17 protein-coding genes are annotated in these 16,178 nt (G+C 36.9%); 6 read left to right on the forward strand and 11 right to left on the reverse strand.

Features of this window, described 5'->3' with window-relative positions; genetic code table 11:
• Positions 1–58: 58 nt before the first annotated feature.
• A complete protein-coding gene (locus FOT98_RS17065) occupies positions 59–361 on the forward strand; it encodes a DUF3910 family protein (protein WP_063262281.1) in 303 nt (100 codons plus the stop codon).
• A 162-nt stretch (positions 362–523) separates the two neighbouring features.
• On the opposite strand, the gene FOT98_RS17070 is transcribed toward FOT98_RS17065, so the two are convergent.
• The 3 genes from FOT98_RS17070 to FOT98_RS17080 are packed head-to-tail and all read right to left on the reverse strand — an operon-like array spanning position 524 to position 3,963.
• Positions 524–1,903 (reverse strand): zinc ribbon domain-containing protein, encoded by a 1,380-nt coding sequence (locus tag FOT98_RS17070; protein WP_063262423.1) that lies wholly within the window; start codon positions 1,901–1,903, stop codon positions 524–526.
• A gap of 12 nt (positions 1,904–1,915) precedes the next feature.
• Positions 1,916–3,466, reverse strand: coding sequence for a zinc ribbon domain-containing protein (locus FOT98_RS17075; RefSeq protein WP_063262282.1), 1,551 nt, complete (start codon positions 3,464–3,466; stop codon positions 1,916–1,918).
• A 5-nt stretch (positions 3,467–3,471) separates the two neighbouring features.
• Positions 3,472–3,963 carry a zinc ribbon domain-containing protein gene (locus FOT98_RS17080; RefSeq protein WP_063262283.1) on the reverse strand — a complete coding sequence of 164 codons (492 nt, stop codon included), beginning with the start codon at positions 3,961–3,963 and terminating at the stop codon, positions 3,472–3,474.
• 158 nt (positions 3,964–4,121) lie between these two features.
• Between FOT98_RS17080 and FOT98_RS17085 the strand changes: the two genes are divergently transcribed.
• Both FOT98_RS17085 and FOT98_RS17090 read left to right on the forward strand, forming a co-directional pair.
• Entirely contained in the window at positions 4,122–5,741 is a 1,620-nt protein-coding gene (locus FOT98_RS17085) for an SWIM zinc finger family protein (RefSeq protein WP_063262284.1), read from the forward strand.
• Complete coding sequence (locus FOT98_RS17090; protein ID WP_063262285.1) at positions 5,725–8,481, forward strand: DEAD/DEAH box helicase; 2,757 nt, start codon at positions 5,725–5,727, stop codon at positions 8,479–8,481. Before FOT98_RS17085 ends, FOT98_RS17090 begins: the two co-directional genes overlap by 17 nt.
• Before the next feature lie 24 nt (positions 8,482–8,505).
• Here the strand turns inward: FOT98_RS17090 and FOT98_RS17095 are convergent, their stop codons facing one another.
• Complete coding sequence (locus FOT98_RS17095; protein ID WP_016136054.1) at positions 8,506–8,991, reverse strand: VanZ family protein; 486 nt, start codon at positions 8,989–8,991, stop codon at positions 8,506–8,508.
• A gap of 110 nt (positions 8,992–9,101) precedes the next feature.
• On the opposite strand from FOT98_RS17095, the gene FOT98_RS17100 reads away from it, so the two are divergent.
• On the forward strand, positions 9,102–9,326 hold the full coding sequence (locus FOT98_RS17100) for a DUF1659 domain-containing protein (RefSeq protein WP_061679374.1): 225 nt from the start codon (positions 9,102–9,104) through the stop codon (positions 9,324–9,326).
• 99 nt (positions 9,327–9,425) lie between these two features.
• Entirely contained in the window at positions 9,426–9,641 is a 216-nt protein-coding gene (locus FOT98_RS17105) for a DUF2922 domain-containing protein (protein ID WP_061679375.1), read from the forward strand.
• A 20-nt stretch (positions 9,642–9,661) separates the two neighbouring features.
• On the opposite strand, the gene FOT98_RS17110 is transcribed toward FOT98_RS17105, so the two are convergent.
• Positions 9,662–10,060, reverse strand: coding sequence for a DUF4359 domain-containing protein (locus tag FOT98_RS17110; protein ID WP_063262286.1), 399 nt, complete (start codon positions 10,058–10,060; stop codon positions 9,662–9,664).
• Between the two features lie 194 nt (positions 10,061–10,254).
• Between FOT98_RS17110 and FOT98_RS17115 the strand changes: the two genes are divergently transcribed.
• Positions 10,255–10,761 (forward strand): competence protein ComK, encoded by a 507-nt coding sequence (locus tag FOT98_RS17115; protein WP_063262287.1) that lies wholly within the window; start codon positions 10,255–10,257, stop codon positions 10,759–10,761.
• Positions 10,762–10,816: 55 nt separating this feature from the next.
• On the opposite strand, the gene FOT98_RS17120 is transcribed toward FOT98_RS17115, so the two are convergent.
• From FOT98_RS17120 to FOT98_RS17150, 6 genes are all read right to left on the reverse strand, one after another.
• Entirely contained in the window at positions 10,817–11,287 is a 471-nt protein-coding gene (locus tag FOT98_RS17120) for a sigma-70 family RNA polymerase sigma factor (protein WP_063262288.1), read from the reverse strand.
• A 218-nt stretch (positions 11,288–11,505) separates the two neighbouring features.
• Positions 11,506–12,183 (reverse strand): YknW family membrane protein, encoded by a 678-nt coding sequence (yknW, locus tag FOT98_RS17130; RefSeq protein WP_063262289.1) that lies wholly within the window; start codon positions 12,181–12,183, stop codon positions 11,506–11,508.
• A gap of 16 nt (positions 12,184–12,199) precedes the next feature.
• Entirely contained in the window at positions 12,200–12,898 is a 699-nt protein-coding gene (yknW, locus tag FOT98_RS17135; protein WP_063262290.1) for a YknW family membrane protein, read from the reverse strand.
• 126 nt (positions 12,899–13,024) lie between these two features.
• A complete protein-coding gene (locus FOT98_RS17140) occupies positions 13,025–14,224 on the reverse strand; it encodes an ABC transporter permease (protein WP_063262291.1) in 1,200 nt (399 codons plus the stop codon).
• The gene (locus FOT98_RS17145; protein ID WP_048542605.1) at positions 14,221–14,901 is read right to left on the reverse strand and encodes an ABC transporter ATP-binding protein; all 681 of its coding nucleotides are present in this window, start codon (positions 14,899–14,901) and stop codon (positions 14,221–14,223) included. The genes FOT98_RS17140 and FOT98_RS17145 overlap by 4 nt, the downstream gene beginning before the upstream one ends.
• Positions 14,898–16,091, reverse strand: coding sequence for an efflux RND transporter periplasmic adaptor subunit (locus FOT98_RS17150; protein WP_063262292.1), 1,194 nt, complete (start codon positions 16,089–16,091; stop codon positions 14,898–14,900). Before FOT98_RS17150 ends, FOT98_RS17145 begins: the two co-directional genes overlap by 4 nt.
• Positions 16,092–16,178: the final 87 nt, after the last annotated feature.

The following is a 16,178-nucleotide window of genomic DNA, read 5'->3' on the forward strand; positions in this document are numbered from 1 at the left end:
TCTCTTTGTTGAGAGCTGGCTTTTATTTTTTTATAATAGCTATAAGGAGGTTATATCCATGAATGTACAAGCAAAAGTAGACTGGATCGGTACACCAAAACCGTATATATATAAAGATGAAGTAACATACGACGCTACTTCCATTGACTTTTCACTCGCTGGTGATGACAATCGATATAAATTAATTGTGCTCAGCTCTGAAGAAAATACACATTACAAAATTGTCCAATATGGAATCAAACCCGGCTCACAAAAGCCATTTCCTATCGACATTCCATTCGAACAAAATATGTTACCAATCGTAGAAAAAATATTACATGATCCATATGTGCAAGCGATATTAAAGGAAACGCGCTCATAATTGTAAAAAAGGATATCATCTAGCTGGCTTTTTCGGCTAAGTGATATCCTTTTATTTTCCCTTCGTGAACATATCAATGGTTCGACACGACATATTGATTTACTAGCAAATATTCACATAAAAAGAGGCTGTTCAACAATATTGAACAACCTCTCTTCTTTATTAGCGAGTCGGACCAGATACTTCCTCTGACTTAAGCGTATTATTCGCTCCAAGAGAATGGTACAATATCTTTCCATCTCCATTAACAGTAACGATATGGTCATTATTAAAGCTTTTAAACTTCACAGATCCATCACCGTAACGAATATGATACTCTTCATATGTCGTTACTTTATATTTCGTAGCACTTTGACGCTCTACATTACGAATTTCTATTGTTAATAAATCTTCAGTAATTCCCTTTTTATGTAAATATTGTATATAATCACGGTCTTCCTTGTACGATTTCCCACTCTTATCATAATTATTTTCAACTAGACTAAAATCATTTAATGAAATCGCACGTACATTATCATAAATATGATTTCGTACAAAATCGCCAACTCCCGAACTAGAAGCTTCTTTCGGGAATTTTAAGTAATATGTACTTTGGTCTCCAATTTTTACACTTTCAGATTTCACTACACCAAAACCAGTAGTTTTCTCTAAATGTACTTCGACTGTTTCATCTGTCGATACAGGACCAAGTTCGTAACTTCCATAAGTTAATTTCCCGCGTTTTTTACCGTTCACAAACACAGTTGCATCATTTTCATCGGAAGAGATGGTTACATACTTACCTTCAAGTGATAAGTCCACTTCTACTTTTCCGCTCTTTTCATCTGCTAAATCTACTTCTTTTTCTGTTTCTAATTCAGTAAGTTCTGTCTTCGCCGTTGCCTTTACAACGTACGTACCTGGGAAGTATGGCCCCAGCTCTTTCGAAGATTTATCACTAGAAATGTCTGCTACCTTCTTATCATTTACAGATATTTCCGCTTTCTTTGCAGTTGCGCTTACACTCATGTAATAAGATTTCATACTGAACTTATACTTCGGATATAAGAACCATTCTTTTCCGTCTTCGACAATTTGTCCATCTTTAAAGGACGCTTTATCTTTTGTTAACTTTTGATCTACAGTCTCTTTCTGTAAATAAGACAGTAATTCTTTGTTATAAGACGGATTCTCTTTCAAGTAACGGATGTACGCCTTAATATCCTCTGTCTTAATCTTTAAACTCGGGTCTTCTGCTTTCACAAACTCATCAATTGCATTGATATCTTTCTTTTGGAATGCTTCAATCATTACATTCACTTGCTTTTCTTTTGAAAACTTATTTGCTCCAAATTTATATGCTCCAAATAATAAAGCTGCAATAATGACGAAACCAATAATCAAAAATAAATTTTTCTTACTTTTTACTGGTTTGGTCTCACTTTGCACTTCTGTATATGAAGTGTCAGTGTTATCAACGATTATTTCGACCTTACTTCCGCACTCGGGGCAAAAGTTCAAATGATCTGCAACCTTCTTATTACATGTTCCACAAAATTTCAACATGCTCTCCCCCTATTTTTTAGCTAATTTCATTCCGGCGAATGCCGCTGCATATGTCAAAATAAAACTAAACAAAGTTAAATACACAAATGAATTTTGCATAGATAGTACAGTACCGCCTGCTCCAGCTAAATTCATGACCTTTCCTGAAACATCAATTTGGAATTTAGAAATGATGTTCAGTACAATCATCATAATCGTGTAAGAACCGCTACATACTGCTAGTGTGATATACATGTTCGTAGTTGGTAATTTCGCTAATTTTCTCCCAGCCATGAACATAAAGAATGCTGGAATGATAAGTAGTAATAAACCGTAATGGAATGCACCATTTACTTCTTCTACTTCAGCGAGATCCTCTGGATATCCACCCTGTGCAATTATGACATCCTTCATTCCGATACCATTCATAGAAATACCTGACACGAATGAAAATGCTAATTTGTTATCAGATTCTTGCTTAGTATATTTTTTAAATTGATGATCAAATGCTGGACTTGACACTTCTAACTGAGAAAAATGAGCCATACTCCATACTTGAGGTGTTAATTCTAGCGCTAATAATACACCTTGTGTTTTAGATTCTTTCTCTTCTTGTAACGGCGCAGCACTGTCTATGTTACTTACTAATACTACAGCTAAAATACACATTACTACCGCTGTCGCTAAAAACCCTTTTATCATAGATGAAATTCCATAATAAATAGATGCTCCATATGGCATTAATTCTTGGAATGCTGCTGCCATATTGTTTTTGCTTGTATGAACAATAAATCCTAATAAAGTAAATAATGTTCCGCATACAAAACCACTCAATAAGCTCTTAAATGCTGAAAAACCAACCGTAATCTTACCTCCACCTGTGAATGGAATTGCAAAAGATTGTGATGCGATAAAACTTATGATGAATAAAAAGACGCCATAAATAATACCAACTGTTGCCGCCATAAAAATTTGATCTTTAATCGTTTTTGCAGCGCCCTGCTTTCCTAACCAAATTCCTGTTCCAGCGAAAATAATAAATGGAATGATTAATAATAATGTAAATGGAGTATGCCAAGATAAAGATAATACCATTCCACTATCGGCACTAGCTGTAAAACCAAGTAAATGATAACTTAGCAACGTAGAAGTCGCACTCGTATAAAAGCTTGATAGCATTTTTAACTCTTTCGCAAATGTACTAAACATTTCACTTAACATAGATGCAAATAATACACTACCAATCCATCCAGCAATTAACATAAGAATACTTGCAATAGCTCCACCAATAACACCTGTTTGTAACGAAGCCTTATCTGCTGTAAATTCAACTTTAGGAGCGCCGTCCATCGCAGGTAATTTTACAGTTTGTTCTTTTTTATTCACAACAAATAAAGAATGCCCACACTTTTGACAATATAAATTTTGTTGAGCATTTTCACTGCCACAACCTTTGCAGTATTTAGCAGTATCTTGTTCTAATGTTACTGTATCTACAGCCCCCGCAATTTCCATACTCCCTTCATTCGGGCAGTAATTTACCTCTTCACCATGTTGCTTTCCACATGTGCGACAATACATTCCAATCACTCCCCACTTTGCTTAATTCCACAAACTGGACAGTAAGTAGAGTTTTCATCGATCTGCTCATTACATGAAATACAATTCGCCGTTTCACCGTCAGTGTCTACTGCTAGCATTGGATTTGGATTGCCACATGAACCACAAAACTTATCATTCATTGATAAAGATCCACCACATTCACATGTAGCTTTCTCGCCTTGCTGTTTTTGCAGTTCAACGATACGTTTTCTCGCTTGATAAATCGCCACATCAAATTCTTGGACTGGAGCAATCATTTCTTTTAAGCTCTCTTCATTTACTCCATTTCCTCTTAATTGAACGTACACCTGCTGTCCAAGCTCTAATAAAACCTCTGCTTTTTTCTGCATTTGTACTTGCATTCCTTTTTTCAATTGAGCAATTTCTTGTGCAACTTGCAACTTCATCTTTCCTTGCTCTATTCCCTCTTGTAACTTATTCATTCCACTACCTAACTTCGTCTGTAAATCTGACAAACTATCTCTCCTCCTATATACATATAGTAATATACAAAATTAACATTATATATATTACCATGATTTTCAATTTGTGTAATGTAAATTTCATTTTTTCTGTTTTGAGCATTTTTTGTTTATAATGGTAAAGGAAAGAAATATGTGTACGGAGGAATATTATGCTGCAACACTCAATTACGAAAGATGAAATTATGATGATTGCGAATGAGTTCGTCCAAGGACTAGATCCACAGCAAACAGCTGATCAGGAACATGTCGCTACAGCTCGGCACCTATATCGTAGTGGTTTTGTCTACAACGTTGACTTTGATGGTTATACGCTATCAGGAACTGTAGATGCTACAGGCAGCGTATATAGCGTCCATATCCCGATTCGTAACGTCGCTGAAAGCTATTGCGATTGCTTCGCACCAACACAATGTGAGCATATGCTTGCTGTGTTACTATCTGCAGCATCTAGTTTCGGGCAAGTAGGAGATGTATTAACTTTATTTAAAAATAATACGAAACCTTCCCTTCCTCCTATTCGAACTGCAAGACAAGTATTGCAATCATCAGCTTTTGAAGAAACGGATTATAAAAGTTGGCAATCATATTTTGATAACGAATATGAATCATTTAAAAAAGAACAAGCTCGGCTTACTTATAAACAAATGTATTTTCTTATGAGTATTTTTACGGACTTCTATACGAAACTCGAGCGGAAGGCTCCGCGCATTGTTGCGATACATGAGTTGTTTAGGCTACACGCAGCGCTTTATTGCTTTCAAAAATTACTAGAAGAGATTCAGGACTTCGAAGCGAATAAAACGTATTCTTATCACCAGCCTGTTAACGTCGTTCGCTTATTTGTAGATAAAGTGGAATCCATCGTTCGGGACTTACAATCAGAAGCGATTCCTTCAGAGTCTGAAGCAATTTTGCAAGAAACAGCTCGTCTCGTTCACGAAGTCTTCTTCTCCACCGACGCCTATACACAAGAGAGATTTTTTATTTATCGTCACATATGGAGTGAACTCTTACAAAAGAAAGAGCAACTACAAGAAGAAGAACAGCGAATCGATACGAAAATCAATCCACTTTCCAAAGCATTAGCATCTTCTCATCTACTCTTTTTAAATGATGAAGACCTATTAGCGATGGATTTACTTAAGAAACAGCCTGCTTCTGTTGTAAGTCTATACTTCTATTGGTTAGAAGAGCTATTAAATACAATGCAATGGGATCGTGCGAAAAACTGGCTTTCCTTTACGTATAAACAAGTGAAGAAAACGATACATGAGCATGAAAATACAATTTTCATGAAAGATATCGTTCGCTTATTTGTCATCATGTATGAAACGTATGCAACCCATACAAATGAACAAGCCGGACTCGAAATGATTTTGCAAGAGCTATTACCATATAGTTTCGCAAACTATGAGCAATACGTACTCGCGAAAAAGCAATATCGTACATGGGCAGAACTTCAGCTCTTACATGGATTTGAAGCCATTGAACTTTTGAAAGAGCCTCTGAAAGATATTGAAAAGGAAGCGCCAGAAGCGGCCCTTCCTCTTTATCACCTTGCTGCTACTGAGGCCATTGAAGAGCGAAATCGTAAATCATATAGACGCGCAGTTCGTTACTTAAAGAAATTACGTACATTATATAAACGATTGAAGCGCACTGATGAATGGGATGCTTTCATTATTCACACCGCAAACTTACATTCACGTCTGCGTGCACTACAAGAGGAATTACGGAAAGGAAAATTAATCGATGATCAATCAAACTGAAGTAACAATTAGGCTCCAGCACGTTAGTCAAGGTTGGTTCCTTTGGGGAGAAGATGACAGCGGTACTCCATTATCCGTAACAAGTTGGAAACGAAATGCATTTACATGGCACTCCACTTCCTTCTACGGCACGTTTCTAAAAGAAGCGACCTTTGAAGGAAAACAAGGTGTTATGCTAACAAACGCACAAGCATTTGAATACATCGCTAATAAACCGATGAACTCCTTTGCACATATTCAAATGAATGGCCCTATTACAGCACTTACGGAAGATGCAAACGAGTTATGGGATGCCTTCATCAGCGGTAGCTTCGTACCTGATATGGAGCGTTGGTCTCAGCAACCATCTTGGAAAGTTCAAAATACCCCAATCGAAGACGACACATTGGCATCTCTTTTCTCGACTGCGGTAAATGAAAGCATATTACAAGATAACCGTTCAAACGATGGATGGGAAGATGCCAAGAGACTTTATGAACATTACGACTTTACGAAAAGACAATTGGATGCAGCACTACATGAAGAAGATTGGCTTCGCAAAATTGGTTACATTGAAGATGACCTTCCCTTTACAATCGGACTACGGCTACAAGAACCGCAAGAAGAATTTGAAATGTGGAAGCTTGAAACAATTGTTACACCAAAGCGCGGGGCACATCGCATATATGTATATGAAAGTATCGATTCTTTACCAAAGCGATGGCACGATTATGAAGAACGTATTCTGGAAACACAAGAAGGCTTCAGTAAGCTCGTACCGTGGTTAAAAGAAGACGAGATGTTCCGAAGTGAACTCTTTGAAACAGAAGCGTGGAACTTCTTAACGGAAGCAAGTAACGAATTACTCGCCGCAGGTATTACGATTTTACTACCATCATGGTGGCAAAATTTAAAAGCAACAAAACCAAAATTACGTGTACAGCTGAAGCAAAATGCTACGCAAACGCAATCTTTCTTTGGCATGAATACGCTTGTTAATTTTGACTGGCGCATTTCAACGAACGGCATTGATTTATCCGAAAGCGAATTTTTCGAACTCGTTGAACAAAACAAACGGTTATTCAATATAAATGGTCAATGGATGAGACTGGATCCAGCCTTTATTGAAGAAGTACGAAAACTCATGAACCGTGCCGATAAATATGGACTCGAAATGAAAGATGTCCTTCAGCAACATTTATCAAACACTGCTGAGGCAGAAATTGTAGAAGAAGATAGTCCATTTACCGATATTGAAATCGAACTAGATGGATATTATGAAGAGCTATTCCAAAAACTATTGCACATTGGAGATATTCCAAAAGTAGATGTCCCTTCTGCACTAAACGCAACACTCCGTCCATATCAACAACATGGCATTGAGTGGTTATTATATTTAAGAAAGCTTGGATTCGGAGCATTATTAGCTGACGACATGGGACTTGGGAAAAGTATTCAAACGATCACTTACTTACTATATATAAAAGAGAACAATCTCCAAACAGGCCCTGCCTTAATCGTGGCACCGACATCTGTTCTTGGAAATTGGCAAAAAGAATTTGAGCGTTTCGCACCAAATTTACGTGTTCAGTTACATTATGGAAGTAACCGAGCGAAAGATGAATCATTTAAAGACTTCCTTCAATCAGCAGATGTTATATTAACATCTTATGCATTAGCTCAGCTTGATGAAGAAGAACTTAGTACGTTATGCTGGGATGCTGTTATTTTGGATGAAGCACAAAATATTAAAAACCCACATACGAAACAGTCGAAGGCAGTACGAAACTTGCCAGCAAATCACAAAATCGCTTTAACCGGTACACCGATGGAAAACCGACTTGCCGAGCTTTGGTCTATTTTCGACTTCATTAATCATGGATATCTCGGTAGCTTAGGACAATTCCAGCACCGCTTCGTCTCACCAATTGAAAAAGACCGTGACGAAGGAAAAATCCAACAAGTTCAACGTTTTATCTCGCCGTTTTTACTGCGTCGCACGAAGAAAGATCAAACCGTCGCATTAAACTTACCAGATAAACAAGAACAGAAAGCTTACTGCCCACTTACTGGTGAACAAGCTTCCTTATATGAACAACTTGTTCAAGATACATTGCAAAATGTAGAAGGATTAAGCGGGATTGAAAGACGCGGATTTATATTACTCATGCTGAACAAGCTCAAACAAATTTGTAATCACCCTGCTCTTTATTTAAAGGAAACAGAACCAAAAGACATCATCGAACGTTCCATGAAAACGAGCACGCTAATGGAACTTATTGAAAATATAAAAGATCAAAATGAAAGTTGTTTAATCTTCACACAATACATCGGTATGGGAAACATGCTAAAAAATGTGTTAGAAGAACATTTCGGTCAGCGCGTCCTCTTCTTAAACGGTAGTGTACCGAAGAAAGAGCGTGACAAAATGATCGAGCAGTTCCAAAACGGAACGTATGACATTTTTATCTTATCGTTAAAAGCAGGTGGAACTGGCTTAAACTTAACCGCTGCCAACCATGTCATTCACTATGACCGTTGGTGGAATCCAGCTGTAGAAAATCAAGCAACAGACCGCGCATATCGCATTGGTCAAAAACGCTTCGTTCACGTTCATAAACTTATTACAACGGGGACACTCGAAGAAAAAATTGATGAAATGTTAGAAAGAAAACAATCATTAAACAACGCCGTCATTACAACTGATAGTTGGATGACCGAACTATCTACAGATGAACTAAAAGAATTGCTTGGTGTATGAGAAAAAGGAGCTAATCTCAAAAGATTAGCTCCTTTTTCTATTCCAAAACCAATTGCTTATTATAATTCCTGTTAATCCGCCGCACGTATCCAGTAATGAATCTTGCCACATCGGTGTACGGTCTCCCGTAAACCATTGATGAATTTCATCAAATGTTGCATATCCCGCAACGAAAAGAAGAGCGTATATAAAGCACCTTTTTCTCGAATAACCCGATCGATGAAAAGCATAATACGTCAATGAACCAAGCATAAAGAACACCATAAAATGAGCACCTTTACGCAGGAAAAACTCAACAAATCCGCCTACACCTTTATTTGCAATGCTAACAGGTGTACCACCGCCATAATCGATAGATACCCATGAGAAATGCTCTTTCACAAACTCCACATTTACATATTGTTCAATATCCGAACGCATATCCTGCTTTTTATATGGTTGTGCCGAGGAATAGAAAATCAACCCCATCCATAGTAAAACAGGAATCCAAAATAACCATTTACGATTCATTCTTCCGAAACCCCTCTCTTAGCCTTTTAAGCGTACCAAAAAAAAGAATAAATTTCACGCCAAAACATGACATTCACGCCCTATTTATAAAGTGAAAGGGGGTGATAAACATGGCAGTCGAAACAATCGTAATGGACTTAACTTTACGTCTTGTCTTAAACAGTGGATTAGATAAGAACGGCAAAACAGTTTTTAAGCACAAACAATTTAAGCGTGTGAAAACAAACGCAAACTTAGAGCAAGTACAAAACGTAGCACGTGCTCTTGCTTCTGTACAAGCATCACCGCTTCACGCTATACAACTTGTTAGCACATCGGATCTTTCTAACCTATAAGGTGAAACTTTAATCAGTGGGGTGTTCATCCCCCACTGATTATTAGCCAACACCAATCGTCCCTGCCTAACCGGATAAATAAAAAGGAGGAAATAACATATGCAAGTACTAGAATTAATTTTTGCAAAAGAAGATGGAAAAACAGTTGTTTTTTCTATCGAAAAACCTATCACACCCGTCGATGCACAAGTCGTAGATCAAGTAATGGATACGATTCTTGCCTCATCTGTATTTTCATCAATTAATGATACTACTCGAAAAAAAGGAGCCCGTCTTGTAGAAAGGAATGTATCTGAAGTTCCCATTACTCTATAAATGAAAAAGACGAATCTGCATCATTTTGCAGATTCGTCTTTTTTCTTCGGCATTTCAATCGGAATAAAGATGTTTGAAAAACCGACGCATACATATTTATAGTGTTCTCCACCTATATCAAACTCGGTCGTATATGTTGAGAAGAAAATATAATCACTTCGCTTTGTATAATTCTCGATTAATAATCCAACTTGTGGCTCAACATATTTTTTCGCCAACTTCTTACCAGCCGATGCTAAATCGCCAAGGAGACCCTCTTCATTTTCCTTTTGAACTTCGTCTAGCTTCTTACTTACATCATTACGTTTCATAAATTGCTTTGCTGCCCAATCCGTATATTCACCTTTACTCGGATTACTATTTGCTAAATATACTAGAAGAACAACAACTAGAGCCATAATAATATACTTTTTCTTCATACTATCTCACCGCCTACTCTTTTCTATTTTCATATATATGTACAAGCGATGCAAATTAGAAAGACTAACATCTATTGATTGTAAACGAATAGTCAAAATTTACAATATGAAACAGAATATTAACAATTAATTTACTTAATTCGTATATAATTATATTGAGAATTATTATCATTTATAAAGGGGGAATCAAATTTATGAATGACGAAAATGATATTATTATTTCTAATTCTACAATGATGTTAGAGCCATACAAGCACCCTTATTATCAAACAAAGATTATCGAAAGTAGCGGGAACCATCTTTACTCCTGTCAAACTGCTCTCCAGCTCATCAAGAAATCTTGTCTAACCAATGTTCACTCTACTTATCAAGGCAGACGGAAAGCAGTTCAAACAAATTTTCATTTCAAACAAAATGTCCCAATTCCAATTAATCATCGAGAATATATTTGTGCTTTCCCGACAGAATCTCCTTCTTCTCCAAACTGTATATGGCTGTTTTATAACCATATAGATGACATAGAGTTTTTCAAAAAAAGTAAAAAAGCTAAGCTTCATTTTTCAAATGGCACTACTACAACAATACATATCAGTCCCCATAGGCTAAAACAACAATTATTAAAAGCTGGATACGTATTATCACGTATGAACATGCAAGATTCACTACAATTTAAAAACCTCTTACTACATTTACTACCTTAATATAATAAGTAGAATGGAAAGCAATATCCCTTGCCTTCCATTCTTATGATAATATTTACCCTCTTAAGCTATTTCGCATTTTCTCAAGTGCTTGCCGATACATCCACCTCACTTGATAATAGGTCATTTCCATCTCGCTAGCGATTTCTCCCATCGTTTTCCCTACAAAAAATCGTTCAAAAATAATATACTTCTCCTTCTCATCTAATACACTCAAAAAATCCTTCGCTTTCATTTCAATATCTTCAAAATGGAAGATATCCTCATACTCTCCTACATATACACACTTTTCTTGCACCGCAAACTCTTTCTTCAACCTGTCTAATATATACCCCCGCACAGTTACAACTGCATATGCTGGGAAACTTCCTTTTTCCGCATCAAATCTTTCATACGCATACCAAAGACCGATTAAACCACATTGATAATACTCTTCATGATCTTGATAAATACCTAATTTCTTTATTTGATTCACAATCATACCTTCATACAAAACAACTGCCTCTTTAAAAGTTGCTGGTTTCACACAGTACCCACTTCTAAAAGGTATACCTCTTTGTTATTCCGCCGGTACCTCTACAATATAAAAATAAAGAAGCGATTTCACTGTGAGTAATTTCAAATACTACCGCCGAAATTTGAAATTACATGAAATAGAATTTGAAATTTTACTGGTCGTATTTGAAATAAGGGTAAAAATAAAAAAGGTGACTCTTGGAAGAGCCACCTTTTCATCCAATCATATTATGCACCAATGCCAGTTAATCCTTTTACGACACCTAATGCAACTGTTAAAACGAAGAAAATTACAATTAATGTTGTAGCTTGTTTCTTACTTAAGCCAGCTACAATATGTAACCCTAGTCCCGTTAGAGCCAAACTCCAAATATTGAAGATTTCAATTGAAGAGCCAATTCCATGTAACACTGTTCCTTTTTCAAATAAAGGAGCTAAACTTGTATAAATATCAACACCATTTCCATCAAATACAAAGCCTAATGCTACATTTAACAATCCACCAATGTAATAAACAAGGTTAGCATATAAGTAAATAGATAATATCTTCATGTACGGAGTATCATTGCTCATAAACATCATAATAATTTTATAAATACCAGCTGCAATAAATAGACCTATAGGCGTACCTAATACACCAACAAGTGCTCCACCACCAAGAGCAAATCCTTTTATCATTGCTCCCGCTTCACCATTTAACTCTTTTGCCATTTCTGGAGTATTAATTAGCGTTAAGTATGCTGCACCTGTTGCCATAATCGTTCCCAATAAAATAAGTAAGACAAATGCGACCCAGACCGGACTTTTCGTCTTCATTCTCTCAAACTGTTCACCTGGAGATGTAATCATCCCTAATAACGATGGCTTTTTCGAACCTACATCTTGCGTATTAATATTCGTTTCCATTATAACGCCTCCTTATTTATACTGGCATATTTGGTAAAAATGCCGCAATTAACATAACAATTGCTGCTAAGAATAAAGCTTTAATGATGAATAAAACGATAATTGGAATCGCTGCTTTCACTTTACTTACTCCCGCTGTAATTTGCAGTCCTAACCAAATTAAAACGATATTCCATAAATAAAATACTTCAATCGAACTCCCTATTCCATAAGCAACTGAACCTTGCTCAAATAGTGGTCCTAAGCTTGTATATGCAGTTGGTGCAACACCTAAAATGAAAGCGATAATACCATTAATAAATCCACCAATAATAACAACAATGTTCGCATATACAATAATCGTTACTAATTTTTTATAAGAGGTATCATTCCCATAGAACATCATAAACACTTTATAAATAGCTGCAACAACGAATGTTGCCAGCATACCACCTATAGTACCCGACACAATGCCAGAAATAACATCGGATGTCAGTGAACTCTGTCCTGCGAATTCACCTAGTTCTTTTTTCACTTTCACCATCTCAGGTGACGTATTCGTAACGTATGTAGTAAAAGCACTTAATAGCCCTTGTAATAGCGCCATTAAGAAGAACATACCCCAAACTTTCTCGCTCGTCTTCATTCTCTCAAACTGTAAACCAGGAGAAGTAATCATTCCAAACAATGATGGCTTCTCTCCGCCAGCTTTTTGTGTATTCAAATTCGCCTCCATTATAACGCCTCCTTCTATTTATATAACCCGTTCTAACGGGCGGTTCACTTCCTCTTATGAGGCTACGAACCGCCCACTAGAACGGTAATGTGTAGTAGAGAGCCCCCTCTCTACTACACTATTAACTTATTCATAACGTAATGCTTCAATTGGATCTAATTTAGCAGCTTTATTCGCCGGAATTAATCCGAAAATAATACCGAGTGTCATAGAGAATAGTACGCCTCCAACGACAACTTCCCACGAAACGAGTGGTGGCCATTTTGCAAATGTGGAAACGATATATGCCCCGCCATATCCAAGACCAATTCCGATTAAACCACCTAGAAGTGTTAACATAACTGCTTCAATTAAAAACTGTAATAAAATTTTACTACGTGTTGCCCCAAGTGCTTTACGTATCCCAATTTCGCGCGTACGCTCTGTTACAGATACGAGCATAATGTTCATTACACCAATACCACCAACGACTAACGAAATACCAGCGATACCGCCGATGATCATCGTCATGATGTTAGTAACTTTAGAAACCCCTTCTTGGAATTCTTTTAAGTTTACTAGTTCATATTTACCTGGAATTTCACTTGGCTTACGGCTATTTAATACATCAACAGCCTTTTTCCCAGCTACTTCTAAATCATCTACATTTTTAGACTGAATTGCGATATTTTGAATATCATCTGTTCCGTATAAAACAGGCCATAACGTAAGCGGGATTAACCCTTCTTCCATTTCAAATCCCATAAACTCATTATCAGATCTGTACACACCAATGATTTGCATTGGTTGTCCCTTCATCTCAATAATTTGTCCGACTGGATTTACATCCTTAAATAATACTTCTTCTGTTTTTGTACTAATCATCATAACGTTATTTGCATGAGAAATATCTGATTCGTTTAAAGTACGTCCTTTTACGACCTTTACTTTATTAACTGCAAAATATTCATTATCAAGACCAATAATATTCAGATTTGCTTTTTTATCATTTACATCAAGTATCTCCATCCCCTGATTTGTTGTAATAACGTGGGATACATTCTTCACTTGTTTTACTTCCATAATATCTTCTTCTGTTAACTTCGGTACTTCAAATCCACCCATTGCAAACTCATCATTCATATCTGGTTTAAACTGAATTGGCATAAGGTTATCACCAGAACCAGCGATTTTTGACTTCAGCATCGCTTCCCCGCCTTGCCCAATCGCAACGACAGTAATAATAGAACCAACACCGATAATAATACCAAGCATCGTAAGAGCTGAACGCAGTTTATGAGCTAAAATAGAAGATAGGGCAATTTTTATACTATCTAGTAAACTCATACCGCACACCTTCTATCTTCTGTAATTTTCCCATCTCGCAGTACAATGCGGCGGGAAGAATACGCTGCTACTTCCTCTTCATGCGTAACCATAACAATCGTTGTACCTTCTGCATTAAGCTTCGTGAAAATATTCATAACTTGCTCACCAGACTTCGTATCAAGCGCACCAGTTGGCTCATCGGCCATAATGAATGTTGGGTTATTCGCAATCGACCTTGCAATCGCTACACGCTGCTTCTGTCCACCTGATAATTCATTCGGCAGATGATGGACCCTATCTGACAAACCGACTTTACCAAGCGCTTCTAGAGCCCTTTGACGACGCTCTGCTTTCTTCACGCCACCGTATACGAGCGGAAGTTCAACATTTTCTACTGCTGAAAGACGCGGCAGCAAATTAAAGTGCTGAAACACAAAGCCAATATATTCATTACGAATTAAAGCAAGCTTTGACTCATCTGCTGTTAAGATATTCACATCATTCAGCATATATTCGCCTTCTGTTGGACGATCTAAACAACCGATAATATTCATAAGCGTTGATTTACCAGAACCAGACGGCCCCATAATCGAAACGAACTCACCGCTTTGAATCGTTAAACTAATATCATGTAAGATCGGCACTGCTAATTTCCCTTGATAATACGTTTTAGCAATATTATTTAACGTAATCATTTCTCTTTCACTTCCATTCCGTCATACACATCGTCGGAAGGATTTTTAACCACCTTTTGCCCCACTGTTACGCCTTCAGTAATTTCTGTCCAGTCTCCATCAGTAGAACCTTTTTTCACATTTTGTTTACGAAGCTTTCCTTTATCCTCAACATAAACAAATGCATCATCGTCTTTTTCCACAATGCTCTTAGTTGGAACAGCAATCATCGTCTTATTCTCTAAATTTACTTGCAGAGAAACGTGATAACCTGGAGATAAACCATCTTGACTATCAAGACTTGCTTTATATGTATATTGGGACATATTTTGAGTTGCTTCACCCATACCGCCTGCTTGAGCCATCTCTGCACTCGTTGGGAATTCACTTACTTCTGTAATCTTACCAGTCCACTTCTTCTTACTATTTGCTTTCGCAGTTACAGTAAATGTTTGATCTGGTTGAATTTGTGACTTCTGAAGCTCAGTTAACGTCCCTTGAACTTGGAATGGATCTTTAGACGCTACTTGTAAAAATGCTTTCCCTTGACCACCTAAAGCTTGCGATGAACTTTGCGCCGCATCTTTATCTAACTTTTGAACAACACCAGCAAAATTACTATAAACCGTAAGTTCTTTCTGTTTTTTATTTAACTCTTCTTTTTGTAACTTTCCTTTTTCTTTCTCAAGATCAGTTGTCTTTTGCGCCATTTCCAACTCACTTACTTGCTCTTCCATCGGATCTGTTACTTCTTTCCCAGCTCCGCTATCTTTCGCCTTCTTAATTTCTTTCTTCAGCGAATCAATCTTCTTCTTCCCTTGGTCATAACGCATATCTGCCATCTTCTGATCAAGTTCAGCTTGCTTCATTTGAAGATTCATTTCTTCATTATCATAAGAGAATAACTTCGTTCCCTTCTCTACCTCTTGCCCTTCTTTCACTACAATTTCTTTCACTTTTCCTTTAGTTGGATCAGCATAGAAACTTTCAATATTTGCAGGCTTCACCTGTCCCGCAATTAACTTCGTATTATTAAGCTTTCGCTCCGTTACCTTCTCAAAACTTACAGCATCAGCTGTTGTTGCTGCGCCTTTCTTCTTCCCTTGCATTACAAAAATATTAACCGCCGCTACAATAACAATTAGTGCAATAACCCCGATAATAATCCACTTCTTCTTCTTGTTTGGAGTACGAACCGTATTTGGTATCATTTTCTCGCTCCCTTTATAACTTGATAGTTTAATATAAAAATTGTATAAAACTTTCTGAAAACAGATTACATATTATTACATTCTTTT

The organism is Bacillus sp. HY001 (assembly GCF_007558965.1).
GTDB classification, from domain to species: Bacteria; Bacillota; Bacilli; order Bacillales; family Bacillaceae_G; genus Bacillus_A; species Bacillus_A mobilis.

What these genes read in the sequence shown, in the direction of transcription:
- FOT98_RS17075 (WP_063262282.1), bottom strand. Translation starts at nt 3,466, where the DNA reads ATGTATTGTCGCACATGTGGAAAGCAACATGGTGAAGAGGTAAATTAC.
- yknW (WP_063262290.1), bottom strand. Translation starts at nt 12,898, where the DNA reads ATGGAGGCGAATTTGAATACACAAAAAGCTGGCGGAGAGAAGCCATCA.
- FOT98_RS17150 (WP_063262292.1), bottom strand. Translation starts at nt 16,091, where the DNA reads ATGATACCAAATACGGTTCGTACTCCAAACAAGAAGAAGAAGTGGATT.
- FOT98_RS17110 (WP_063262286.1), bottom strand. Translation starts at nt 10,060, where the DNA reads ATGAAGAAAAAGTATATTATTATGGCTCTAGTTGTTGTTCTTCTAGTA.
- FOT98_RS17095 (WP_016136054.1), bottom strand. Translation starts at nt 8,991, where the DNA reads ATGAATCGTAAATGGTTATTTTGGATTCCTGTTTTACTATGGATGGGG.
- FOT98_RS17085 (WP_063262284.1), top strand. Translation starts at nt 4,122, where the DNA reads ATGCTGCAACACTCAATTACGAAAGATGAAATTATGATGATTGCGAAT.
- FOT98_RS17065 (WP_063262281.1), top strand. Translation starts at nt 59, where the DNA reads ATGAATGTACAAGCAAAAGTAGACTGGATCGGTACACCAAAACCGTAT.
- FOT98_RS17100 (WP_061679374.1), top strand. Translation starts at nt 9,102, where the DNA reads ATGGCAGTCGAAACAATCGTAATGGACTTAACTTTACGTCTTGTCTTA.
- FOT98_RS17090 (WP_063262285.1), top strand. Translation starts at nt 5,725, where the DNA reads ATGATCAATCAAACTGAAGTAACAATTAGGCTCCAGCACGTTAGTCAA.
- yknW (WP_063262289.1), bottom strand. Translation starts at nt 12,183, where the DNA reads ATGGAAACGAATATTAATACGCAAGATGTAGGTTCGAAAAAGCCATCG.
- FOT98_RS17115 (WP_063262287.1), top strand. Translation starts at nt 10,255, where the DNA reads ATGAATGACGAAAATGATATTATTATTTCTAATTCTACAATGATGTTA.
- FOT98_RS17145 (WP_048542605.1), bottom strand. Translation starts at nt 14,901, where the DNA reads ATGATTACGTTAAATAATATTGCTAAAACGTATTATCAAGGGAAATTA.
- FOT98_RS17140 (WP_063262291.1), bottom strand. Translation starts at nt 14,224, where the DNA reads ATGAGTTTACTAGATAGTATAAAAATTGCCCTATCTTCTATTTTAGCT.
- FOT98_RS17105 (WP_061679375.1), top strand. Translation starts at nt 9,426, where the DNA reads ATGCAAGTACTAGAATTAATTTTTGCAAAAGAAGATGGAAAAACAGTT.